At 56.3% G+C, this 23,301-nt stretch carries 18 protein-coding genes; 6 read left to right on the forward strand and 12 right to left on the reverse strand.

Annotated features, from left to right (window positions below; genetic code table 11):
- The first annotated feature begins 48 nt into the window (after positions 1-48).
- Genes CFB02_RS11595 through CFB02_RS11605 form a run of 3 tightly spaced genes read left to right on the forward strand, consistent with a single transcriptional unit; the run spans position 49 to position 4,375 of the window.
- Positions 49-1,470 (forward strand): mannose-1-phosphate guanylyltransferase/mannose-6-phosphate isomerase, encoded by a 1,422-nt coding sequence (locus CFB02_RS11595; protein ID WP_088558127.1) that lies wholly within the window; start codon positions 49-51, stop codon positions 1,468-1,470.
- Positions 1,467-2,372 (forward strand): lysophospholipid acyltransferase family protein, encoded by a 906-nt coding sequence (locus tag CFB02_RS11600; RefSeq protein ID WP_088558128.1) that lies wholly within the window; start codon positions 1,467-1,469, stop codon positions 2,370-2,372. Before CFB02_RS11595 ends, CFB02_RS11600 begins: the two co-directional genes overlap by 4 nt.
- On the forward strand, positions 2,366-4,375 hold the full coding sequence (locus CFB02_RS11605; RefSeq protein WP_088558129.1) for a glycosyltransferase: 2,010 nt from the start codon (positions 2,366-2,368) through the stop codon (positions 4,373-4,375). Before CFB02_RS11600 ends, CFB02_RS11605 begins: the two co-directional genes overlap by 7 nt.
- Here CFB02_RS11605 and CFB02_RS11610 read toward each other — a convergent pair.
- From CFB02_RS11610 to CFB02_RS11625, 4 genes are all read right to left on the reverse strand, one after another.
- Positions 4,334-5,380, reverse strand: a complete 1,047-nt coding sequence (locus tag CFB02_RS11610; RefSeq protein WP_088558130.1) for a polysialyltransferase family glycosyltransferase — start codon at positions 5,378-5,380, stop codon at positions 4,334-4,336. The two genes, CFB02_RS11605 and CFB02_RS11610, sit on opposite strands and share 42 nt — an antisense overlap.
- Before the next feature lie 34 nt (positions 5,381-5,414).
- On the reverse strand, positions 5,415-6,326 hold the full coding sequence (locus CFB02_RS11615; RefSeq protein ID WP_227519196.1) for a CDP-glycerol glycerophosphotransferase family protein: 912 nt from the start codon (positions 6,324-6,326) through the stop codon (positions 5,415-5,417).
- 168 nt (positions 6,327-6,494) lie between these two features.
- Positions 6,495-7,613 carry a glycosyltransferase family 4 protein gene (locus CFB02_RS11620; RefSeq protein ID WP_088558132.1) on the reverse strand — a complete coding sequence of 373 codons (1,119 nt, stop codon included), beginning with the start codon at positions 7,611-7,613 and terminating at the stop codon, positions 6,495-6,497.
- Positions 7,610-8,326, reverse strand: coding sequence for a 3-deoxy-D-manno-octulosonic acid kinase (locus CFB02_RS11625; RefSeq protein ID WP_088558133.1), 717 nt, complete (start codon positions 8,324-8,326; stop codon positions 7,610-7,612). Before CFB02_RS11625 ends, CFB02_RS11620 begins: the two co-directional genes overlap by 4 nt.
- A 157-nt stretch (positions 8,327-8,483) precedes the next feature.
- On the opposite strand from CFB02_RS11625, the gene CFB02_RS11630 reads away from it, so the two are divergent.
- A complete protein-coding gene (locus tag CFB02_RS11630) occupies positions 8,484-9,542 on the forward strand; it encodes a glycosyltransferase family 9 protein (RefSeq protein ID WP_088558134.1) in 1,059 nt (352 codons plus the stop codon).
- A gap of 23 nt (positions 9,543-9,565) precedes the next feature.
- Here CFB02_RS11630 and CFB02_RS11635 read toward each other — a convergent pair whose 3' ends face one another.
- From CFB02_RS11635 to glnE, 3 genes are all read right to left on the reverse strand, one after another.
- Complete coding sequence (locus CFB02_RS11635; RefSeq protein WP_088558135.1) at positions 9,566-9,973, reverse strand: DUF6165 family protein; 408 nt, start codon at positions 9,971-9,973, stop codon at positions 9,566-9,568.
- Positions 9,974-10,060: 87 nt separating this feature from the next.
- Complete coding sequence (locus CFB02_RS11640) at positions 10,061-10,987, reverse strand: branched-chain amino acid transaminase (RefSeq protein WP_008170880.1); 927 nt, start codon at positions 10,985-10,987, stop codon at positions 10,061-10,063.
- A 77-nt stretch (positions 10,988-11,064) separates the two neighbouring features.
- Positions 11,065-13,971, reverse strand: a complete 2,907-nt coding sequence (glnE, locus tag CFB02_RS11645; RefSeq protein WP_088558136.1) for a bifunctional [glutamate--ammonia ligase]-adenylyl-L-tyrosine phosphorylase/[glutamate--ammonia-ligase] adenylyltransferase — start codon at positions 13,969-13,971, stop codon at positions 11,065-11,067.
- Between the two features lie 80 nt (positions 13,972-14,051).
- Between glnE and CFB02_RS11650 the strand changes: the two genes are divergently transcribed.
- Positions 14,052-15,233, forward strand: a complete 1,182-nt coding sequence (locus CFB02_RS11650) for a potassium channel family protein (protein ID WP_088558137.1) — start codon at positions 14,052-14,054, stop codon at positions 15,231-15,233.
- A 27-nt stretch (positions 15,234-15,260) separates the two neighbouring features.
- On the opposite strand, the gene CFB02_RS11655 is transcribed toward CFB02_RS11650, so the two are convergent.
- From CFB02_RS11655 to typA, 5 genes are all read right to left on the reverse strand, one after another.
- Entirely contained in the window at positions 15,261-16,124 is an 864-nt protein-coding gene (locus tag CFB02_RS11655) for a CYTH domain-containing protein (RefSeq protein WP_088558138.1), read from the reverse strand.
- A 92-nt stretch (positions 16,125-16,216) separates the two neighbouring features.
- Entirely contained in the window at positions 16,217-17,236 is a 1,020-nt protein-coding gene (locus tag CFB02_RS11660) for a porin (protein WP_088558139.1), read from the reverse strand.
- Between the two features lie 488 nt (positions 17,237-17,724).
- Complete coding sequence (dtd, locus tag CFB02_RS11665; protein ID WP_088558140.1) at positions 17,725-18,183, reverse strand: D-aminoacyl-tRNA deacylase; 459 nt, start codon at positions 18,181-18,183, stop codon at positions 17,725-17,727.
- Between the two features lie 92 nt (positions 18,184-18,275).
- Positions 18,276-19,238 carry a prolyl aminopeptidase gene (gene pip / locus CFB02_RS11670; RefSeq protein WP_088558141.1) on the reverse strand — a complete coding sequence of 321 codons (963 nt, stop codon included), beginning with the start codon at positions 19,236-19,238 and terminating at the stop codon, positions 18,276-18,278.
- Between the two features lie 119 nt (positions 19,239-19,357).
- Entirely contained in the window at positions 19,358-21,169 is a 1,812-nt protein-coding gene (gene typA, locus CFB02_RS11675) for a translational GTPase TypA (RefSeq protein WP_088558142.1), read from the reverse strand.
- Between the two features lie 560 nt (positions 21,170-21,729).
- Between typA and glnA the strand changes: the two genes are divergently transcribed.
- Complete coding sequence (glnA, locus tag CFB02_RS11680; protein WP_014575989.1) at positions 21,730-23,133, forward strand: glutamate--ammonia ligase; 1,404 nt, start codon at positions 21,730-21,732, stop codon at positions 23,131-23,133.
- The last annotated feature ends 168 nt before the right edge of the window (positions 23,134-23,301 follow it).

Genomic DNA, 23,301 nt, shown 5'->3' on the forward strand with positions numbered 1-23,301 from the left:
TTTTGATGTTTTTCTTGGCATTCTTTAACTCAAGCCCGGAGTGTACAGATGATTCACCCCGTCATTATGGCTGGCGGTACCGGCTCACGCCTTTGGCCGATGTCGCGTCAGCTGAATCCGAAGCAGTTCCTGAAACTGACCAACGGCCCCCTGTCGATGTTGCAGGCCACCGTTGCGCGGCTTGAGGGCATGGACGCAGCAAACCCTCTTCTGATCTGCAACGAGGAACACCGGTTCCTGGCTGCGGAACAGATGCGGCAATCCGGCCACGAGGATACGCGGATCATTCTGGAGCCCTGTGGCCGGAATACGGCGCCGGCGATTGCCTTGGCAGCGCTGCAGCTGACAGAGGCTGCAGAAAGCGGTGCCGATGATCCCCTGATGCTGGTGCTGGCAGCCGACCACCTGATCAAGGACGTAACCGCCTTTCAGGAAGGGGTGAAGAAAGCCATTCCGCTGGCGCGGGAAGGGAAACTGGTCACCTTCGGCATTGTCCCGAACCATCCTGAAACTGGCTACGGCTACATTCATCGTGGCACCGAGCTGGGCCCTGACAGCTACCTGGTGGACAAGTTTGTCGAAAAGCCGGACCAGGCGACCGCCAATGGTTACCTCGATTCGGGAGAGTACCTCTGGAACAGCGGAATGTTCCTGTTTGGTGCCCGTCAGTACCTCGAGGAGCTGGAAGCCCATCGCCCGGATATCCTGGCCGCGTGCCTTGCCGCCATCGCAGACACCGCCGATGACCTGCACTTCACGCGAATCAATGCCGAACGCTTCGCCGAATGCCCGTCAGACTCGGTGGACTACGCCGTCATGGAGAAGACCGACAAGGCCGCCGTGGTTTCCCTGGATGCCGGCTGGAGCGATATTGGCTCCTGGTCCGCGCTATGGGAAGTCAGTGACAAGGACGCGGACGGCAACAGCCTGACCGGCGACGTGATTACCCATAACACCGCCAACACGCTGATCCGTGCCGATAGCCGGCTGGTGGCCACCGTTGGTGTGGACAACCTGGTGGTTATCGAAACCAAGGATGCCCTGCTGGTCGCCCATAAAGACAGTGTTCAGGACGTCAAAACCGTGGTGGAACGGATCAAAACCGATGGCCGCCACGAACACATGAACCATCGGGAAGTCTACCGGCCCTGGGGCGTCTACGATTCCATCGACAACGGTGCCCGCTATCAGGTCAAACGCATCACTGTGAAACCCGGCGCCAAGCTCTCCGTGCAGATGCATCATCATCGCGCCGAGCACTGGATCGTGGTAAGCGGCACGGCCCGGGTCACCAACGGCGAGAAAACCTACCTGGTCACCGAGAACCAGTCCACCTACATTCCGGTTGGTCAGGTGCACTCGTTGGAGAATCCGGGCGTCATCGACCTGGAACTGATCGAAGTTCAGTCCGGCTCTTACCTGGGTGAAGACGACATTGTTCGTTATGAGGATCGGTACGGTCGGAAATGAGCAAGCTCAAGTATTTCATCATCGCCGGGCTGCTCAGGATTGCCGGCTGGCTATCCCTTGCCGGTGCCCAGAGGGTAGGTCGTTTCGTCGGTTATCTGGTATGGCGATTGCCCACCAAGTCTCGCCAGGTAACCGACATTAACCTGTCCATTTGCCTCCCCGAACTTTCAGACACCGAACGCGCGGCTATGTCAAAGAGATCCCTGGCCCAGACCGGCATGACCATGCTCGAGGTGCCCTTGATGTGGGAGTGGCCGGTGGAGAAATGCCTTGGCCTGATCCGGGAAACCGAAGGCCTGGATCTTATCGACGAGGCCATGGCCGGCGACAAAGGCCTGATTCTCCTGGCGCCGCACCTCGGTAACTGGGAGCTGGCCGGGTTGTTCTTTTCCTCACGCTACAAGATGGCAGCACTCTATAGTCCGCCGAATATGCCCGAGTTCGAGGACTACATGATCAAGGTACGCGGGCGACTTGGCTCGGAGCTGGTCCGGGGCGACCGCCGCGGCCTGGCCAGGCTCGCCTCGATTCTTCGGGAAGGCGGGGTTGCCGGAATCCTGCCGGACCAGTCGCCCCGCGGAAAGGGCAACGCCTTTGCGCCTTTCTTCGGCATGGAAGTGAAAACCATGACCCTCGTATCCAAGCTGATTCAGCGCACCGGTGCCAACGTGCTGATTACTTATGCCGAGCGCCTGCCCGACGCTTCCGGGTTCCGGATCGTTGTACGTGAGACCGGCCCGGGCCTCGGTGACAAGGATCCTGTTGCCGCGACCAGTGCCATGAATCAGGCGATTGAGCAATGCGTGCGAGAGATCCCCGAGCAGTATCAGTGGGAGTACAAACGCATGCGCCATCGGCCACCCGGCGAAATCAACCCCTATAACCCGGACCGAGTATGTTGAACCCCAGACTGGCCTTCCATGCACTGCTGATCACCGGGCTCGGCGGCGCACTCCTGTCCTCAAGCATCCTGGCCGGCGCGACTCTCTTGCTTGCGATTGCCGGAATGGTGCTCAGTGCCCGCAAATCTTTGTATAAAGACGGCTGGGACAAACCCAAAGAGCTCAGGCTGCTTCACTTTTCCTTCTGGTTCTTCGTGCTGGTGAGTTTTCTGTCCTGGGCCCTTGAAGGGTTTGATTATGAGGGTGGAAAAACCCTTGGCACGCACGCCCGGTTCATCCTGTTCTGGCCCCTGATTGTTGCCATCAGCTATGCACGGATTGGCGCCCGCACGACTTTCGCCGCCATCGGACTGATGGCCGTGTCTGTCATCGGGATTTTTCTGGTGACCATTGCTGCCCGCCAGGGCGCGCTTGGTCAGGTCTTGAATTCCCGTTTTGGCGGTGGAATCAACCCTATCAGCTTTGGCAATCTCGCCCTGCTGGGGGGCATGTTGACGATCGTCGCTGCCATGTTTTTTGTCCGGGAAAAGCGGGGGGGCCTAGCGGTACTCTTTTTTATCGGTGGAACGGCGGCCGTTCTCATTTCCATGTTATCGGAAACCCGCAGCAATCTGGTAGCTCTACCCTTCCTTCTGGTTGCGCTGCTACCACTACTCGGTAAAAGACTTCGAATTGCCGGATTGATTGTTGTGCCAATGCTCGTCGCCGGCGCGATTGTCACCAGCGACCGCATGTCCAGCTCGCTCAATGGATTGCTGCATGATGGCCAACTGGACTCCGGCATGGAAATCCGCCTGGAAGTCTGGGGGCAGGCGCTGAACATGCTCAGAGAAAGCCCCTGGTCGGGCGCTGGCCTTGGCGGCTACACCCACCGCATAGAATCGGAAGTTGCCGCGGGCAATCTGCCAGGGCATTTCCTGGACTGTTGCACGGGGCATGCGCATAACGATCTGCTGAACAATGCCGCAACCAGCGGTATTCCCGGCATTCTCAGCTGGGCCCTGCTTATTTTCATTCCGCTGGCCATCTTTGGCAGAAACCTGTCCAGCCGCCACGCAGCCACGGCGCACCTTGCGGCGGCTGGCTGCATGGTATCCCTTGGATACTTTTTCTTTGGCCTGACCGAAGCCACCTTCAATCGAACTTTGTTCCTAACCTTCTACCTGCTGGCTGTTAGCTCCATCGCCTCGGTTATGTTTACAGAGTTGAGTGCGTCCTATGTTCGAAACAGGGCCCGCAAGGTGTCTGCCACTATCATCACGAAAAACGAAGAAGACCACATCACCGACTGCTTGAAGTCCGCAAGGCTGGTTGCCGACGAAATTATCGTTCTGGATAGCGGCAGTACTGACAGAACGGTGGAACTGGCCAGAGAGCTGGCAGATGTTGTCGAAGTCACAGACTGGCCTGGCTTTGGCATCCAGAAACAGCGAGCTCTCGAGAAAGCGACAGGAGAGTGGGTGCTGTCACTGGATGCCGATGAGCGTGTCACACCGGAGCTGGCAAGGGAGATCAACGATCACCTGGCAGATCCCGACGCGGACGCCTACAAGCTTCCCTGGGCCGTAACAATTTACGGCAGCCGCCTGGATTTCGGGCGCAGCGGCCGAGCCCCGCTCCGGCTGTTCCGTCGCGAGGGAGTAAGCTTTTCGGACGCCCTCGTACACGAGCGGATACTGATTCCGTCCGGACGCAAGATCAAAACCCTAAGGGGCCGCCTGACACACTATACACACAGGGATTTCGGCCACTCGCTGGAAAAAAGCGCCAAGTACGCCTGGCTTGGCTCACTGGAGAAACATCGCAAAGGCAAAAAGACCCGCACCATGTTCTACCCCACTCTGCGGGGCCTGATGACGTTCGTTCAGGTGTACTTTATCCGGTTCGGGTTTCTGGACGGTGCTGTGGGCTATCTTACCGCTGTGACTTACGCACAGGTAACGTTCAACAAATATGCAGGGTTATGGACTCTGGACCGGCCGGCCCGCTTTGAAAAGTCGTGACCCCCGAAGGAGCGTCGTTTCCACGCCGACGCTTCTGAACATACGCCTTATTTCGTCATAGTAAGGGAGCCGGGCGCCAAGAGCGGCATCATCGATCTGGAACACCTGAATTTCCGGGAATATCTTTTTCAAGGTAAACAGAGCGGTTGAAGCAAAGCTGTAGAAAGCGAGATAGATTTCCCCGGACAGAGCCACTTCGACCTCGATCGGACGACCGGCCTGCCGTATCTCGAGCGGAAATTCCGCCAGCAAAGCCTCCAACTCTTCCCTGCTTTCCTTTCGGTGCATAAAGTACACCACGCGGCTATCAGGATGACGCTCCACCACGTGCTGGATTTGCAGTTTCAATTGCTGAAGCCGATCCTCACCACCAAAGGGTTGGCCAAGGAACCCGACCATGGCCGTCTGACTATTGTCACGGGGCGTTTTTTTGAAAGTTTTACGAAACACCGGGAAATCGTGAACACGCACCTGGACAAGCTCGGAGTTCGGTAACGGAAAGAAGGTGAAGAATGCGATCACCTCCGGAACAACACGATGGATCCTGATCCCCATGGTTCGCAAAAGTCGCTTCTTGGCCGGTGAAATCCGGGAGGCGATGCCCTCGTCGTGAATGGCATGGTAATAGGTTACTGTTGCCAGGCCGTCATCCACGAAAATCAGCTGTTCGCAGTCGAATCCCCGATAAAACACTTCGTGAATCCAGCTGGATTTGTTTCCGATAAACAACCTCTCAATAGTTCGCTTTGAGAGACTCCTGGCAACTGACCCCAGACGAAGGTAGAAGGAACTCTTTTTAAGATAGATGGTTTCGATGCCCTGCCAGCCCAACGCCTCTGCCAGGAAAGCCATTTGTCCCTCGGTCTCGCGGTTATCAGGTCTAGCAATGATGAGCAGTGTTTTTTCGGAGCTGCAGCCATAGTGGTAACGAGCCTCGGAGCAACTGATCAGTTGCAGGGGCGTGCTCGCAACAAAGACATTGATTGGGCTTGCGGCGCTGATCAAATCATTCGTTTCCTGGTCGGGATCTTCGCTTGGTCTATCCTGAGCTTTCAGGTGCCATGCGTGCAAGTTCCTTCCGCAACCGGCGCCGGACTTTCAGTTTGCGTAACAGGTTTATCGGCTTTGGCTTGAGTTGGCTACGCTTGTTGATCAGGAAATCCTCAACCGCATCAAGAACCCGCTTGCTGGAACGACCATCCCGGAAACTGTGCAACTGGTCGCAAAGAGCGCGCGTTTCTTTCATCAGCGGATCGGGATACTGCACCGCCTCTTCCAGAGCTTTCTCAACGCTCGCCACTTCCTGGACATCGATCAGATAGGGCCCAGGCATTTTGGTTCTGAACGTGACCACCGGGCGATCCAGGAACATGAACTCAAACATGATGGACGAAGTATCGCAAAGCATCACATCCGCCTCAGGAAGCAGGGGCAACAAATCCTCATCGCTTTCGACAAAGCGAAGGTTCTCGCCGCTCAGATTGCGATACTGATCCACAACCGCCGGATCCATCTTCGGATGAAGCGTTACAATGAACTTCCAGCGACCACTTCTGGAGAGCTCGCCGATCTTCTCCACCAGATCCGGAGCTGACGTAACGGACCGGCTGAACGTTGAAGCGTAAAAAACAACCGGCAACTCATTTTCCAGGCGGTTTCGCTTCCCGATTTCATTCCGCGACAGCAATGGATCGAGCTTGGGCCAGCCTGTGTGAGCAACCCCGAAATGCTGGTATTGCTCGGCCAGTTCACGGAACTTTTCCGTGTCTTTAAGGGCATGCGTACAGTAAAGATCAAACCATCCCCGAATTCGGTAATGGTCACTTTCATCTTCGCTGCTATGACCCCGTTTGTTGCGCGCCATGCCATGGAATACTTCAACCTTGATTCCGGGAAAAAAGTAGGGCACCCAGTCACCGGGGACGAAGGTCGCGTCCGCGTTGTAGTCCATGACCTCTTTAACGGAAACTAGACAGCGCTCATCGGGCTGAAGTGGAGCCGTTGAGCACCCGGCTATGAACCAGGCAGCCTCATCGCCCCGGCGCCGAATCTCTTCCTGCAGTGGTCGCAGTATTGAATAGGAATAGGGTTGGTTTACAAAAAACAGGTACCGCCGCATTCAAGCCCTACCCGTCAGCGATTTGTAGAGCTCACCCGTCTCAGTGACGGTCTGTGAGGTGTGAAAATGCCGGGCTATCCTTTGCCTCGAAGCCTGCCCAAGAGAGGCAGCCAGTTCACGATCGCGGTAAAGGCGCTCAATGGCCGCTGAAAGCTCAGGGGCATTTTTGGGTTCAACGACAATACCGCTGACGCCATCCTCCACCAGCTCCGGCATACCGCCAACCCTGGTCACTACCGGCGTTACTCCGTAGACCATCGCCTCGATAACCGCACGGGGCAGTCCTTCCCTTTCCTTCGAGGGCAGCACAAAGACATCACTGGCCGCCGCTATGGCCGGCGCATCGTTGCGGTAACCCGTAAAGTGAATCCGTTCAGGGTGAGAGGTGGCAGCGGCCTGCGCCTGAATCTCTTCGTTATCAATGACGTCTCCCACCAGCAGCAAATGTATATCTACATCCTCAGGCAGCTTATCGATCGCTTCAATCAGGTCATCGAAGCCTTTTCTTGGGGTATTTCGCCCGGTGCAGCACACCACGAAGGCATCTTCCGGAACACCAAACTGTGTCAGGTCGGCCTTGGGCGATTGATACCAGTCCAGGTCGTGCCCTTTGTAGATTCTCTGAAGCTTCCGTTCAGGAATGTGCATCCACAAAAACCGGAGGCTGGCCAGGTAATTCTTGATGGCATCGGCGACACAGACAATCTTGCTGACGCGAGGATGCAGGAAGGTAATCCAGGATTCCGGATTGAGAAAACTGATGTTTCCGATCACACCACGATAGGCGACGATCTTGATATCCGTGCCCCGGGAAGCCCGTAATCCGCAGGCCAGGGCCCGGGGATTATAGGCATGAATGACCTCGTAGTTTTTCTTGGCCAGTTGCTGGCGGATGGACTCGGTGCCCTCTTTGTCAAAACGGTTCTTCAAGGCCATGGGGCAGGCAACCATGCCCTCGTCGACAAGACGCTGATAGTTCCGGCCCTTGGGGTTACACATGACGTCGACGTCGAACCCGGCCTTTCTGAGTCCGATAAAGAGTTCAGTCTCCGGACGATCACAGGCATCCGTAAGACAAAGTATCGACGGAAGCGATCCGCCCTGTTGTGGATTGGTCAAGTGGCCATTCCCCTGTTGTATCCGTTCATGAAATAACTCCAGGCTTTTGCCCGTGCGTCTTCTCCGGCCACCTTTACCAGCGACCGCGAGAAGCGATCAAGATTGGCCTCTTTCCAGCGCGCCGGGGCACTACCAGTCATCAACCTGCTCTTGTCGAAATCAATCAGAAAGTATTCGTTGCCCCGGACCAGTACATTGAAGCAGTTCAGGTCCGCATGCATGACGCCGGCGTCGTGAAATCGACGAATGGTTTCTCCAATGGACGTCCACGCCTCATTATCCAGCTCGGAGATAAGGTCAGCCAGGGGCGTGGTGTTCTCCAACCGTTCAATGATGATGGCAGCCCGATACTGAATTGGCGACAGTTTCCGATACCAGGCCGCAACAGGACAGGGTACGGGAAGCCCTTGGCTAACCAGTTTGTTGAGTAACCGGAATTCTGCAAAGGACCGCACATGATCCTCGCCGGTGAAGGCATAGGCGTATCGCGCAAATTTCGCCATCAAACCACCCCGGCGATATTCGCGAAGCACCAATCTGTCCTCGTCGGCCTGCAAAAACCAGGCGCCGCCGCGGCCCCCGCTGCTTACCGGGCGGGCTTGGTTGCCCCAAGAGGCGGAATGGAACCAGTCCTCGGTAACCCTGCCCTCGTAATCCGGGTGAATCAGCATTGCCGAAGCCCTTTCCCGGATACAGATTTCAGACTCCACCATGCTGGGTCCCCGGTCACCGAAATTGAAAGAAGGCACGCCCTACCCACTCACGCCGGGACGGACACGCGCGAGTAAGTTAGAATGGCGGCCAGTTTACCAATGATTGCCGACAAAGCTCCACAGCACCAGGCCACAACCTGAACCGGATCAATATCTGATGAACTCCATCTGCATTCTTCGCCTGTCCGCCATCGGCGACGTGACTCACGTAATACCTGTCGTGCTGAGCCTCCAGGAGCAGCTCCCCGGCGTGAAGATCACCTGGGTTATCGGCAAGATCGAAGCCAAGCTGGTTGGCGACCTGCCCGGCGTTGAATTCATTGTTTTCGACAAAAAGGCCGGTCGCAAAGGCTACGCAGATCTTCGCAGACAAATGACGGGGCGCAAGTTTGACGCGCTGCTTCACATGCAGGTGGCTTTCCGAGCCAACCTCGCCGCTGCCTGCATTCCGGCCAGAGTCAGGATTGGCTATGACAAGGCCCGCAGCAAGGATCTTCACAGCCTGTTTATCAACCACCGGATCAAACCGGCACCGAAACAGCACGTGCGAGACTGCCTTGCCAGCTTCCTCGAACCTTTGGACCTCAAGGCCGCGCCGCCGCGCTGGCAGATTCCGTTGAACAATTCAGACCATGAGTTTGCGCGCGAGCAACTGGCTAATGACCGCGAGAACCTTGTTATAAGCCCGTGTGCCAGCCACACACTGCGTAACTGGCCCGCTGAGCGTTACGCACAGCTGGCTGATCACGCGATTCAGAAGCACGGTATGAAGGTGATTCTGGTGGGCAGCCCCGCCCCGTTCGAGGCCGAGTATTGCGCCGCCATCGAAGCCGCAATGAAGGAAAAAGCACACAACATCTGCGGCAAGGACACCCTGAAGCAACTGACAGCGTTAATGACCCATGCCGATCTCGTGGTAGCGCCCGATACTGGACCGGCTCATATCGCCAGTGCGGTGGGCACCGATGTCCTCGGGTTGTTTGCCGCAAGCAATCCCTACCGCTCCGGGCCCTATAATTCTCTGGACTGGTGTGTGAACCGGTATCCTGAAGCACTGGAGAAGTTTACCGGCAAAACGGTGGAACAGGCCCGGTGGGGGGCGAAAGCAGAGTTCGAGGGGGCGATGGAGCTGATCACGGTTGCAGATGCCACGAATATGCTGGATCGGTGGGTTGAAGTTAACCCGGTGGCCAAAGCTGAAAGCGGGGTCAGATGAAAGCGTTCATCTGACCCAAAATTTTACTTCCGTGCGGTGTAGTCCTGGTAGGACTTCTCTTCAACGAAACGAGACCCCAGGGCCAGGTTGACCTCTTTTTTGATCGCGGCGCGCTTGTCATTGGTAACGTATACAGCGCGTGCCAGCTCAATAAATCTCGCGCCAAAGTCCTGGGCGGCTTCCTGATCCCGAATATCGTCTTCAATCACCCAAAGCTCCTCGTTGACCGCTTTCAGCTGCTTGCGGAGATCTGCCATTTCAGCGGCCTTGTCCTTTACCGCCTCGTCCCAGGTAGCGCTGAGCTCATCCAGCTCAAGCCGGACATTCTTGACCTTCGTTTCATCCTTGATGCGCTCGGACTTGATTTCGAGAATGGTGATTTTGTCCAGCACCTCGCCAAAAGAAACCGGTACCTTGATAACGTCTGCCATTTGCTCGTCCCGCCAGTAAACAGGGTGTGTTAAACAACAAAGCCGCCGGGCTGAAACAGCAAACGGCGGCCTGCGATTATTCTGGAATCAGCCTTTTACGTGAGTCAGCCAACCGCTGTGCTCAGCCAGCTTGCCCTTGACTGCATCAAAGTACATAGCCTGAAGCTTCTCGGTCACCGGGCCACGCTTGCCGGCACCGATCACACGGCCATCCAGTTCGCGGATCGGCAGCACCTCGGCCGCTGTGCCTGTGAAGAAGGCTTCATCGGCGATGTAGACCTCATCGCGGGTAATCCGGCGCTCTTTGATCGGAATGTTGAGCTCACGCGCAAAATCCATGATCGTGGCACGGGTAATACCCTCCAGGCAGGAGGTGAGTTCAGGCGTATGCAGCACGCCATCGCGCATGATGAAAATGTTTTCTCCGGAGCCTTCGGCAACGTAACCTTCGTTGTCCAGCAGCAGGGCTTCCTCGGCACCACCGGAAATGGCCTCGTTCAGGGCCAGCATCGAGTTAATGTAGTTGCCGTTCGCCTTGGCCTTGCACATGGTGATATTGACGTGGTGGCGCGTGTAGGAGGACGTGCGCACCTTGATCCCCATTTCCTTCGCTTCCGGTGACATGTAGGAAGGCCAGCTCCAGGCCGCAACCATTACGTGCACCTTTAGGTTATCAGCCCTGAGCCCCATACCCTCGGAACCGAGAAACGCCATTGGGCGCAGGTAGGCTTCGTCAAGATTGTTTTCCCGGACCGCCGCACGCTGGGCCTCGTTGATCTCGTCCTTACTGAACGGCATTTTCATGTTCAGGATGTGGGCGGAACGGAAAAGACGATCCGTGTGCTCTTTCAGGCGGAAAATGGCCGGGCCATTCGCGGTGTTGTAGGCCCGCACACCTTCAAAACAGCCCAGGCCGTAATGCAGGGTGTGAGTCAGGACGTGGGTCTTGGCATCCCGCCAGGGAACCATTTCACCATCCATCCAGATAACGCCATCGCGATCAGCCATCGACATTCTTCATTGCTCCTAAAAAAGCGTTTTTCGGGGGAACCGGCATTCTAGCAGGAAAATCTGCCGGAATTGAATTTGCCTCAGGCCTCAATCATCACTTTTTTCCACAGAGCGCGGATGTAATCACGCTCTTGTGAGAAGGCATCACCATCAACCTGACTATTGAGATTCTGAAGCGCCCGCCGGTGAATCGTGGAACGCAGGGCGATGAAGGTTTCCCTGAGTTTTTCGGCATCTTCCACAGCCATCACCCCGGCGCGCCCCAGCTCCTCCATCTGGCGAATGTTATCGGACCACTGGGTAAGCTCCGGGTGCTCAGCGGACCACGCCAGCATCAGGTACTGGACGATAAACTCGATATCAACGATGCCGCCGGTATCGTGCTTGATATGAAACACCTCATCCTGCCGGCTTTCCGGCGTGGCCAGGCTAGCGCGCATCTTCTCCCGCATTTCGACCACCTCGTTCCGGAGTTTTTCACGGTCACGGGGCTGACAAAGGATCTCGTTGCGTATGGATTCAAACGCTTCAAGGGTCTCCGTGCATCCGGCGACGCCCCTGGCACGAGCCAGCGCCTGATGCTCCCAGGTCCAGGCGTCCTCGCGCTGATATTTTTCGAAGGCCTGCAGAGTACTGACCAGCAGCCCGGAGTTACCGGACGGCCTCAAGCGCATATCGACCTCGTAAAGCTGCCCCGAGGGCGTCTGGGTGTTGAGGATGTGGACGATCCTTTGGCCAAGCCGTGTGTAAAAAACCGCATTGTCGATGGGCTTTTCACCGTCGGTGGCCAGCTCAGGATCAGCTTTGTGCACAAACACCAGGTCAAGATCGGAGGTATAGCCCAGTTCGATCCCGCCCAGCTTGCCATAGCCAATGATGGCAAAATCGGTTTCACAGGCGGAGCCATCTTCCCGGCGCGGATAGCCGTGGCGGCTGACCAGGTTGGCGAAGGCTACGTCCACCACATGATCCAGAACAACCTCGGCGATCCAGGTGAGGTAGTCACTGACCTTCATCAACGGCAATGTGCCTTTCAGTTCAGACGCCGCAACCCGCAGGATATGGGCTTTCTTGAAATGCCGCAGTGACTCCATCTGCTCTTCCAGATCCTCAAACGGAATCCGAAGCATCTGCTGGCGCAAATCATCCTGCAATTCTGCTTTCGCGGGTGGGCTGTAGAGGCTCTCGGCGTTCAGCAGCTCATCCAGCAGGAGCGGTGTTTCCGCCAGTTGCCGGGCAATCCAGGGGCTCTCACTGCACAGCCGCACCAGTTGGGTACAGGCGCCCGGATTTTCCAGCAGCAACACCATGTAGGCCGTGCGACGCAGTATGGCTTCCACAAGCTGCAACACCCTGGACAGGGTCTCGGACGGGTTATCAACCTGGGTGAGCGCCTCAAGCAGCATGGGCATGAACTGATTGAGTCGCCGGCGCCCCTGGGTCTGTAGATTCTGAACAGTCCTGTTTTCACGAAGTTCAGCCAGCTCCGCCAACGTAGCACCGGGGTCTTCATAGCCCCGTGATTTGAGCCAGTCGGCGGCGGCCGCCTCTTCCATTTCGGAAAGCCAGAGCTCGAACCACCCTTCTTCGAGGGCCCCCTGCCCCTCATCTTCGTCATCTTCCGTGGTGATAATGTTGGCAAAATGCGTGGCGACCCGCTCCCGGTGTTCTCTGAGGCACTGTTCGCAGGCCTGCCAGTTCTCGAAATCCATGATTGTGGCGACCCGTGCCCGGGACAGCTCATCTTCCGGCAGCAACTGGGTTTGCTTGTCTTCCATACCCTGGAGCGCATGCTCCAGGTTTCTCAGAAACACATAGGCGTCGCGAAGCTCACCAACCACCGGCGACGGCAACAGCTCGAGCTCTTCCAGCTCTTTCAGGATGACCAGCAGCTCCCGCTGCTGAAGCTCCCTGTCCCGGCCACCGCGAATGAGCTGGAATGCCTGAACCACAAACTCAATCTCTCGGATACCGCCGCTACCCAGCTTGATATTGTTTTCGAGCCCCTTTCTGCGCACCTCCCGGCCAATCATGGCCTTCATGCTGCGCAGGGACTCGAACGCGCTGAAATCGATGTACTTGCGGTACACGAAGGGGCGCAGCGTCTCCATGAGCACCTGACCCGCCCTTTGATCGCCCGCCACCACCCGGGCCTTGACCATGGCGTACCGCTCCCAATCCCGCCCCTGGTCCTGATAGTAGGTTTCCAGAGCCGCAAAACTCAGCGCCAGCGCGCCACTCTGGCCATAAGGCCGGAGACGCATGTCCACCCGGAACACAAAACCGTCTGCCGTAATCTGGTCCAGAGCCTGAATCAACCGCTGGCCCAGGCGAACGAAGAACTGCTGATTATCCAGTGAGCGCCGCCCGCCAACGGTTTCCCCCTTGCTCGGAAAGGCAAAGATAAGATCAATGTCCGAGGAGACGTTCAGCTCCCGACCACCCAGCTTACCCATACCCAGAACCACCATTTCCTGGTCGGTTTCCTGGCCGGTTACCGGGTCAGCCCCTCGAGGCTTACCGTATTGCTCGCAGGCGTCCCGGTATAGCCAGCTGAGCGCTCCATCAATACAGATGTCGGCAAATGCACTCGTCGCCGCCATGGTCTCAGCCAGGTCCGCCCATCGCATCAGATCCCGCCATATAATCCGGAACTGGGTCTCCACGCGGAATTGTCTGAGGGCTGAATGCAAGCCAGGCTCACCATCAACTTCAGAGAGATACTCTTGCCAACGACTTTCCAGGTAGTCCGGAGTGGTTGGCTCAGACAACGAACGGGAAACCATCAATGCCTCTACCTGGCCGGCATGGCGTTCCAGAGTCTGACGGAGGAACAAACTGCGGGAGATCGCCGTAGCCACCACGGCGTCATCCATACCCTCCGGTGAGGTCAACCAGGCCGGAACTCCTTCCGGGAACACTGATTCCCAGCACCCGGCGACATCATCCGCCAGCGGTTTCGGAAGGCTGTGCCATGGCTCGGACATAATGCAAACCCCTGTCTCTCTGTTATATTTCGGGTACTGTATAACGAACTTACCCGCAACTGAACAGGCCGCAGACACGGATGCAACGAAACCGCCGCCCACTGAATCCGGAGCACCAGGAAACTCACTTGCCCATGGGCGGGATGATTCGGAGACGGATGAAGCGTCTCTTTGCGATTCTGGGCGCGCTGCTATTGGTACAGGTCTTGATCATCTGGGCGGTCGAGGACCTGGAACTATTCGAGGCCGCCTGGCTGACTATGACCACGCTGGTGACCGTTGGTTACGGCGATTATGCGCCCCAGACCATGATCGGGCGTTTCAGCACCATTGTGCTGATGTTTATCACTTCAATTACCTTGCTGACACTGATCGTCAGCGACTATATCGAATACCGGTTCTACCGCCGGGAACGCATTTTGTCAGGAAGGTGGACCTATAAAATGAATGACCACATCATCATTATTAACACCCCCCAACATGGCGGCGACCAGTACTTCATGAGGTTCGCCTCCCAGATTCGCGCTATTCCAGGCTACGAGACCATTCCCATCATGATCCTGACTCGCCAGTTCCCGATGGGGCTGCCCACCGAACTTTCCGACATCGGAGTTGTGCACTACCACGGTGCAGGCTTTGATCCGGAAGCACTGAAAGCCGTTCACGCCGGCAGTGCGCGTCATATCATCGTGCTTGCAGCCGATGAAGCCGATGCCTCTTCCGACAGCCTCACCTTCGATATTGCGCATCGGCTTACCGAGCTGAATCTCGGAAACCACACAATCGTCGAGTGCGTCAACGACGAAAACAGGGGCCGCTTCAAGGCGCTCGGCGTGCGCACGACCATACGTCCGGTCCGGACTTACCCCGAAATAATGGTGCGCTCGGTTGTAGCGCCCGGTTCAGAGAAAGTGCTGGAAGATCTGTTCAACTACGAACATGACCATCCCCATCGCTATGACCTGATGCTGGACGATCTCAACTGGGCCGACATAGTGAGCGCCCTGGTCAGGCATGGCATCGGGACGGCGCTCGCCTACATTGACAACGACAATGAAGTCATCTGCCACCCGCCGACCAACGAGGAAATTGAAGGCAAGGGATTGATCGTGCTGGTCAAATCCGCCGAAACGCCAGAGGTCTCTGTGGTGGAGGAAGCGTTGGAGCGGTACAGGGCTTTCCTGAAGCAGTGGCGCGCTGATGCCGCTGCCCGGGAAACCGGCGAAGCAGATGAGCCGGCAAAGAACAACTCAACCAGCTAGAGGCCGCCGGACTTTGCGACCCAGTCGTTAGTGCTCGGTAGTGGCCAGCCGCAATTGGAGAACGCCGAGCTCCGTCGAGCCCGCGGCGAGCTGACGGACAGAGCCCCCCTCTGCCAGCAGTCCAATCACATGCTCCCAGATCGCATCGCACCCCGCGCCACCGGCTGCTTTCGCTACAGGCGAAAAGTCATACTCGTCTACAGGAAACGGCCTATCCAGCAGCCAGCAGGCTCCCAACGCCTTGAGAAAGGCTGTGACTGTCAGCGGATCATTGCCACTGGGCAACTCAGGGCGATAAAGACCAGCAAGAAAATAGCCCTGCTCGGCCTTGCTCACAAGGTTCAGGAAAACCGGCACTTCCCGGGCCAGCTCGAGTGCCCACGCCACCAGCCTTGAGGCGTCTCCTTTCTTTAACTCAAACTCCACTTCGTGCAGCGGCCAGCTCGCTTCATTGCCGGCAACAGTGCCGGAATCAACGGCCACTTCAATCAAAGTCTCGCCATCTTCCAGCCACAGTTCCTGGCGCTGAAAATTGGTCTCGAATGCCACCTGAAGACTGCTCAGGTCCAGCTCGGACTTCAGCGGAGTCTCTTTCAACAATGACAAATCCAGCCCCGGACCGGAAACCGGCCACTCCCATTCTTCACGTCGGTGAGCGCCATCAACGAACTCGCCACGGGTTTTCAGGGTCTGGATGTAATCATTGCCGGCTTTGCGGACCCTCAGGGCAGCTCTGGCCTGATTCAGATCGGCAGCGGGCGTGTCAAAATAGCGATTGACCAGGGATTTGGTCTTGCCGGGCTGCACTTCAGGGCGAGCTGATAACCATTCCACTGCTCGCGGCTGTGCCTCTTCAGAAACGCTGAGCTTGATTTCCAGTTCGATTGCCATGCCAACAGCCTATTTTTCGGGATTCAGAAACGCAAAAACCGGCGACCCTGAGGTCGCCGGTTTTCATACTACAGGATTAGCCGGTTGGCTGATCAGAAGTAGTAAACAGCACCAACGGAAGCGATGGAACGCTCGTCAGTAAACGCCGCGTTGCCCAGCGCGTCGGTGTACTCATAAACTTCGTCACCGCCACCCAGGTAGCCTTCGAAGTAGACGTACATGTTGTCAGACAGGTTGTGCAGAGCCTGCAGAGTGATGGTGTCAGAGTCCAGACCAGCGTTGGAAGACGCGTTGTCGTCATACTGGGTCAGCTCGTAGGACAGCGCGAACTGGTTGGCACCCAGAGTGTAGTAGCCAATAACACCAAAGGTGTCAGAAGCATCTTTCCGGGTGTGGAATTCACCAGTTACGCGCAGATCGCCGGCGTTGAAGCTAGCACGAACACCGTAGGTGTTTTCGCCGTTGCCATCACCGTTGTCGTTGGAGTCTACAGCAGCTGCAAGCTCCAGAGCATCCATTTCATAAACAGCGGCCAGCTGATACGGATAGGACTTGTCTGCGCCCGGAGCCTCACCGTCGCCGTTAACCTGAACAGCAGCCCAAACGCTCAGGCCGCCGAAAGACGGAGACATGTACTGAATTAGGTCGCCTTCACCGGTAGTATAATCCACGCCCTGGTTCAGGGTAGCGACTTCAAAGTACTCAGAAATTTCGGTAACAGCACGCTCGTAGGTAGAGTCGTCAGAACCGATCCAGACCTGGCCAAAGCTGTCGCCTTTCACACCAATGTATGCTTCGTCGATGTTGGCGCCGTCCGAATCTTTCTCGTCAGCTCCAAAGCCATCCAGTTCCAGCTTGAAGAAGCCCGTTACACCCGGTGCGATCTCATGGTCGTGAAGAACGCCCAAAGTAGAACCGTTGTCGAAGTGCTCAACTGTGGAAGGGCCACCGTCGAAGTTGTCGTGGGCGAGCGCATACTGGATGTTACCGTAAACGGTCGGCATGGAATCCATCTTGGCAGCCAGCTCGGATGCAGACATGGTGGTCTGAGCAGCGGCAGCGCCGGAGAAGGTTGCTACTGCGATAGCAGATGCGAGGAGCGTTTTTTTCATGTTGCGTCTTCCTTTTTGAGTTAACTCAGGTTTTAGCGACGGGTTCTTATCCCGATTTTGTAAGGCTTCACCAGTCAGGCTGGATGAGGCCGATTCTGCATTACCCCCGTGTCAGTTTGATGACAGAGAAGTAACTTTTCTTCTTTTTCGAATAAATCCGGAGAATTCCAGATCTATACAGCTCAAACACTTACAGAACTTTCTTAAAGCTCTGAATGATGAAACTATTTTAATACAATCGTTCTCATTTTGCAAATTAACTGAGGTGCATTTTTAGCTCTTTTGGCAGCAGAAAAGCAAGTATTTATGCTAATTCGCACTTATGAGCTGCGTTACAGTTGCGTTTCAAATCCGAGGCCAGATTCACATTAACGCTTTATAAACAAACCGTTAGAATATCCGCGTTCAAACCTGCAAAAGACTTCCACTCTAATTCTGCACCACAAAAGGCCGGCATGGCCGCCTTCGCACAATACTAGTGCAAGTACTTACCCGCGCTTTTTCCTGCTCTCAAGCAGGAACGTGACAGGGCCGTCATTGATCAGACCAACCTTCATGTCCGCGCCAAACTTGCCCTCACTCACCTTGTCCGGCCCTAACTGTGATCGCGCACCCGTCAGAAACGATTGGTACAGCTTGATGGCAAGATCCGGTTCAGCAGCAAGCGAAAAGCTCGGCCTCGTCCCGGATGACGTATCTGCCGCCAACGTAAACTGTGGAACAACAAGGAGGGAACCACCGATATCCGACAGGCTGCGATTCATCCGGCCTGCGTCATCGGGAAACACACGGTAAGTGAGGATTTTTCGGCAGAGTTCCCTTGCCTCGCGCTCTCCATCTTCCTTTTCAACGCCCAGCAACAACAGAACGCCAGGGCCAATCGAGGCTATCTGTTCACCGTCCACGGCAACACTGGCTTGCGACACTCGCTGGATCAATCCTTTCATCAACTGCCTTGGGGACGATTGAACAGGCAAACATTAAGATCGAGCAAGAGTGTATCCATGGCGGTCACGGGCCGCAACCCTGAAAACGGGATTCAACCGGCACTTTTATCAGTTTTCGCCACAACCGACTCAACACCCCGAATCAGAGCATCGACAATGGCGGGCTCGGAAGCGGAGTGACCCGCGTCCCGAATAATCTGGAACTCTGCCTCGGGCCAGGCTTTACTGAGCGCCAGGGCATTATCCAACGGGCAAACCATATCGTACCGTCCGTGAACAATAACCCCCGGGATGTCCGCCAGGCGGCCTGCATCGCGGATGATCTGGTCCGGCTCGAGAAAGGCTGAATTCATGAAATAGTGGCATTCAATGCGGGCCAGGGCGATGGCCACATGGGGATGGCCAAAGTGCTCAACCACCCTGGGGTTCGGGTGCAGAGTCGCACACCTGCCCTCCCAGACCGACCAGGCCTTGGCCGCCTGGATCTGCTCCAGCTCGTTGGAACTGGTCAGCTTGCGATAGTAGGCCGAAACCATGTTAGCCCGCTCGGCTTCCGGAATCTGCGCCTCGAAGTCAGACCAGTAGTCCGGGAACACCCGGCTCGCCCCCTCCTGATAAAACCAGTGAATATCCCGCGGCCGACAGAGAAAAATCCCACGAAGAACCAGTCCCGACACCCTTTCCGGATGAGCCTGGGCGTAAACGAGACTCAGAGTCGATCCCCAACTGCCGCCGAACAGAAGCCACTTGTCGATACCGAGAAACGAACGCACCACTTCCATGTCTTCAACCAGCTTGTCCGTGCTGTTGGCTTCGAGCTCCGCCAGGGGACTGGACCGTCCGGCGCCGCGCTGATCCATCAGAATGATCCGGAACCTCTCGGAGTCGAAAAAGCGCCGATGGTAGTCTTCACAGCCGCCACCGGGGCCGCCGTGGACCACCAGAACAGGTATCCCGTCCGGGTTCCCGCTTTCCTCAACGTAGAGTTCATGGGGAGGATCAACGGCTATGCGATGCTGGGCATTGGGTTTGATTTCCGGGTAGAGGGTGAGCATGAAACGCTCCGCGTGAAGGATGTAACCGGAGTTTAGCTGAAGCAGACGGAAAGGGGCATAAAGTGGAGGGCGATTAAAAAGGGGTCAGATGAAAGCTTTCATCTGACCCCATACTCGCATTACTTCTTGTTCGCGCGCTTGCGCTCGTTTTCGGTCAGAAGCTTCTTGCGCAGTCTGATGGACTTCGGTGTAACCTCCACCAGCTCGTCGTCATCAATAAACTCGAGCGCCTGCTCAAGGGTGAACTTGATCGGCGGCACGAGACCAATGACTTCATCCTTGCCAGAGGCGCGCATGTTGTCGAGCTTTTTGGCCTTGGTGGGGTTGACCACCAAGTCGTTGTCCCGGCTGTGAATACCACACAACTGCCCCTCATAGATTTCCTGCCCCGGATCCAGGAACAGCTTGCCACGGCTCTGCAGCGTTTCCAGAGAGTAGGTAAAAGCGGTACCTGTCGCCATGGACACGATGACACCGTTCTGGCGACTGGTTACATCGCCAACTTTGATCGGGCCGTAGTGGCTGAAAGTCGAAGTCAGGATGCCAGTGCCTGAAGTCATGGTCAGGAAGGTATTCCGGAAACCAATCAGGCCCCGGGCTGGAATGGTATAGTCCAAGCGCATCCGGCCCTTGCCATCCGGAACCATGTTGGTCAGGTCGCCCTTGCGCAGCCCCATTTGCTCCATGACGGCGCCCTGATGCTGCTCCTCGATATCAACAATGACGTTCTCGTAAGGCTCCTGCTTCACACCGTCAACTTCGCGGATAACAACTTCCGGACGGCCAACCGCCAGCTCAAAGTTCTCGCGACGCATATTTTCAATCAGTACAGACAGATGTAACTCGCCACGGCCAGACACTTTGAACTTGTCAGCCGACTCGCCTTCTTCAACGCGCAACGCAACGTTGTGCAGCAGCTCCTTTTCCAGGCGCTCCTTGATGTTCCGGCTGGTAACGTACTTGCCTTCCTTGCCAGCGAACGGCGAATCGTTCACCTGGAACGTCATGGATACAGTCGGCTCATCCACCGTCAGCGCCGGCAGCGCCTCAACGTTCGCCTGATCACAAAGCGTGTCGGAAATGAGCAGCTCGTCCATGCCGCTGACACAGACAATATCGCCAGCCTGGGCTTCGTCGACTTCAACACGCTGCAGACCGGAGTGCCCCATGATCTTCAGGATACGACCGTTACGCTTTTTACCGTTGGCGCCAATCGCGGTGACCGGCGAATTGGTCTTGACCTTGCCGCGCGTGATACGACCAATGCCGATGACACCCAAAAAGCTGTTGTAGTCCAACTGGGAGATCTGCATCTGGAACGGGCCGTCAGGATCAACATTCGGAGCAGGTACGTGATCAACGATCGCCTGGAACACGGCATCCATGTTGTCATCCAGATTCTCGTGATCCATTCCGGCAATGCCGTTCAACGCACTGGCAAACACAATCGGGAAGTCCAGCTGCTCATCGGTGGCACCGAGGTTATCGAACAGGTCGAACACCTGATCCACCACCCAATCAGGGCGCGCACCCGGGCGGTCAATCTTGTTTACCACCACAATCGGGCGAAGCCCCGCGGCAAATGCTTTCTGGGTAACGAAACGGGTCTGTGGCATGGGACCGTCGATGGAGTCGACCACCAGCAGCACACAGTCCACCATGCTCATGACCCGCTCAACCTCACCACCAAAATCAGCGTGGCCCGGGGTGTCGACAATATTAATGTCGTAGCCATTCCATTTCAGGGCGGTGTTTTTCGCCAGAATGGTAATGCCCCGTTCTTTTTCCTGATCGTTGGAATCCATGACCCGTTCGCTATCCAGCTCCTTCCGGTCCAGGGTGCCGGATTGGCGCAAGAGCTGGTCTACGAGGGTGGTCTTACCATGGTCAACGTGGGCGATGATGGCGATATTACGAAGTTTTTCAATCACAAAAATATTCCTGCGGCATGCACTCAATGACCTGAGAAGGTCGATCGCAGGGAGAATCCCAGCACATGCCGTCTCAAATCCGTAAAATGAACTCATTCACCGGAGCTGGCTGCCCGGCACCCTGCATGGTGCTTTCCGATCCATGATCAAGAAATGACAGGGTAAAAAATGAAGCGGCGCGCAGTATAGCGAAAAGTCGGTGTCGTTAATATGAAGAAAAACGCCTATTCTATATTCGGAACGGGCGCACCTGATCGGGGCAGAAACCCGATAAACGCACCAACAAGGTGCACCATTTAAGTGCAGGTTTTCGCCACAGGGCGAGCATTTTCCTTCCAATATGCCCCAAACCCTTGCAGTTGCGCTGTTCTGGAGCATGCCCTAAAAATTGGCAAGCGCCTTGCTTTATCGAAATCAGCCGAAATTTGCAGGTAAGAGGCAACGGCATTTGCTAAGCTGCCCGAACCTGAGAAACAGATCGGAACCCGTTAACCCGGGCGATCCGGCACCACGAACATGAATACAGCCGCCTGTGCGGTATAACTTACGGAGCATGCACAATGTCCAAGACAGTTGATTTGATCAAAGAACACGAAGTCAAATGGGTTGACCTGCGCTTCACTGACAGCCGCGGTAAAGAGCAGCACGTAACACTGCCTGCCACCGAAGTAGATGAAGACTTTTTCGCAGACGGCAAAATGTTTGACGGCTCCTCCATCGCGGGCTGGAAAGGCATCAACGAATCCGACATGATCCTGATGCCGGACGACGAGACCTCTGTACTCGATCCGTTCACCGAAGAAACCACCGTGAACATCACCTGCAACATCGTAGAGCCCTCTACCATGCAGGGTTACGAGCGTGATCCGCGCTCCGTTGCCCGTCGTGCAGAAGAGTACCTCAAGTCCACCGGCATCGCCGATGGCGCCCTGTTCGGCCCGGAGCCGGAGTTCTTCGTGTTTGACTCCGTAAAGTGGAACGTAGACATGCAGGGCGCGATGTACCACATCCACTCTGAAGAAGCTGCCTGGGTTTCCGGCGAAGATTTCGACCGCAACAACATCGGTCACCGCCCGGGCGTAAAAGGCGGTTACTTCCCGGTTCCCCCGGTTGATAGCCTGCACGACCTGCGTGGCGCCATGTGTGCAGCCATGGAATCCATGGGCCTGGACATCGAAGTACACCACCACGAAGTCGGCACCGCCGGCCAGTGTGAAATCGGTGTTGGCGCCAACACACTGACCAAGAAGGCTGACGAAGTTCAGATCCTCAAGTACTGCGTGCATAACGTTGCCCATGCCTATGGCAAGACTGCCACCTTTATGCCCAAGCCGGTTGTCGGTGACAACGGTTCCGGCATGCATGTTCACATGTCCCTGAGCAAAGACGGCAAGAACCTGTTCGCCGGTGACAGCTACGCTGGCCTGAGCGAAGCCGCTCTGTACTACATTGGTGGTGTTATCAAGCACGCCAAGGCCATCAACGCCTTCACCAACAGCTCCACCAACTCATACAAGCGTCTGGTTCCGGGCTTCGAAGCGCCGGTTATGCTGGCCTACTCTGCCCGTAACCGCTCAGCGTCTATCCGGATCCCGTACGTGAACAGCCCGAAGGCGCGTCGTATCGAAGTTCGCTTCCCAGACCCGTCTGCCAACCCGTACCTGGCCTTCGCAGCACTGATGATGGCCGGCCTGGACGGCATCCAGAACAAGATCCACCCAGGCGACGCCATGGACAAGGATCTGTACGACCTGCCGAAGGAAGAGGCCCTGAGCATCCCGACGGTTGCCGAGACTCTGTCCGAAGCTCTGGACTGTCTGGAAGCAGACCACGAGTTCCTGACTCGCGGCGGCGTATTCACCGAAGACATGATCGCAGGCTACGTTGGCCTGAAGCGTGGTGAAGTCGAGAAGCTGAACATGACGACCCACCCGATCGAGTTCGATCTGTACTACTCCTGCTAATAACCTCTTCCCAGAGGTCCAGCAGACAAGCCCCGCCCCGTGCGGGGCTTTTTTGTGAGCGAAAGCACAGTGCCTGCAGCCCTTAACGATATGTAACCAACATCCGGGCGACAGGCGTTGAAAACGCCCCGGGCCCCGCCGATAATCGGGGAAACCCAATAACAGGTG

Origin of the sequence: Marinobacter sp. es.042, assembly GCF_900188315.1 — a bacterium.
Taxonomy (GTDB): Bacteria; Pseudomonadota; Gammaproteobacteria; order Pseudomonadales; family Oleiphilaceae; genus Marinobacter.

Bases quoted from the DNA above. Each gene is read 5' to 3' on its own strand.
- CFB02_RS11595 (WP_088558127.1), top strand. From the start codon at position 49: ATGATTCACCCCGTCATTATGGCTGGCGGTACCGGCTCACGCCTTTGG.
- CFB02_RS11600 (WP_088558128.1), top strand. From the start codon at position 1,467: ATGAGCAAGCTCAAGTATTTCATCATCGCCGGGCTGCTCAGGATTGCC.
- CFB02_RS11605 (WP_088558129.1), top strand. From the start codon at position 2,366: ATGTTGAACCCCAGACTGGCCTTCCATGCACTGCTGATCACCGGGCTC.
- CFB02_RS11615 (WP_227519196.1), bottom strand. From the start codon at position 6,326: ATGGACTACAACGCGGACGCGACCTTCGTCCCCGGTGACTGGGTGCCC.
- CFB02_RS11625 (WP_088558133.1), bottom strand. From the start codon at position 8,326: ATGGTGGAGTCTGAAATCTGTATCCGGGAAAGGGCTTCGGCAATGCTG.
- CFB02_RS11630 (WP_088558134.1), top strand. From the start codon at position 8,484: ATGAACTCCATCTGCATTCTTCGCCTGTCCGCCATCGGCGACGTGACT.
- CFB02_RS11635 (WP_088558135.1), bottom strand. From the start codon at position 9,973: ATGGCAGACGTTATCAAGGTACCGGTTTCTTTTGGCGAGGTGCTGGAC.
- CFB02_RS11640 (WP_008170880.1), bottom strand. From the start codon at position 10,987: ATGTCGATGGCTGATCGCGATGGCGTTATCTGGATGGATGGTGAAATG.
- glnE (WP_088558136.1), bottom strand. From the start codon at position 13,971: ATGTCCGAGCCATGGCACAGCCTTCCGAAACCGCTGGCGGATGATGTC.
- CFB02_RS11650 (WP_088558137.1), top strand. From the start codon at position 14,052: ATGCAACGAAACCGCCGCCCACTGAATCCGGAGCACCAGGAAACTCAC.
- CFB02_RS11655 (WP_088558138.1), bottom strand. From the start codon at position 16,124: ATGGCAATCGAACTGGAAATCAAGCTCAGCGTTTCTGAAGAGGCACAG.
- CFB02_RS11660 (WP_088558139.1), bottom strand. From the start codon at position 17,236: ATGAAAAAAACGCTCCTCGCATCTGCTATCGCAGTAGCAACCTTCTCC.
- dtd (WP_088558140.1), bottom strand. From the start codon at position 18,183: ATGAAAGGATTGATCCAGCGAGTGTCGCAAGCCAGTGTTGCCGTGGAC.
- pip (WP_088558141.1), bottom strand. From the start codon at position 19,238: ATGCTCACCCTCTACCCGGAAATCAAACCCAATGCCCAGCATCGCATA.
- glnA (WP_014575989.1), top strand. From the start codon at position 21,730: ATGTCCAAGACAGTTGATTTGATCAAAGAACACGAAGTCAAATGGGTT.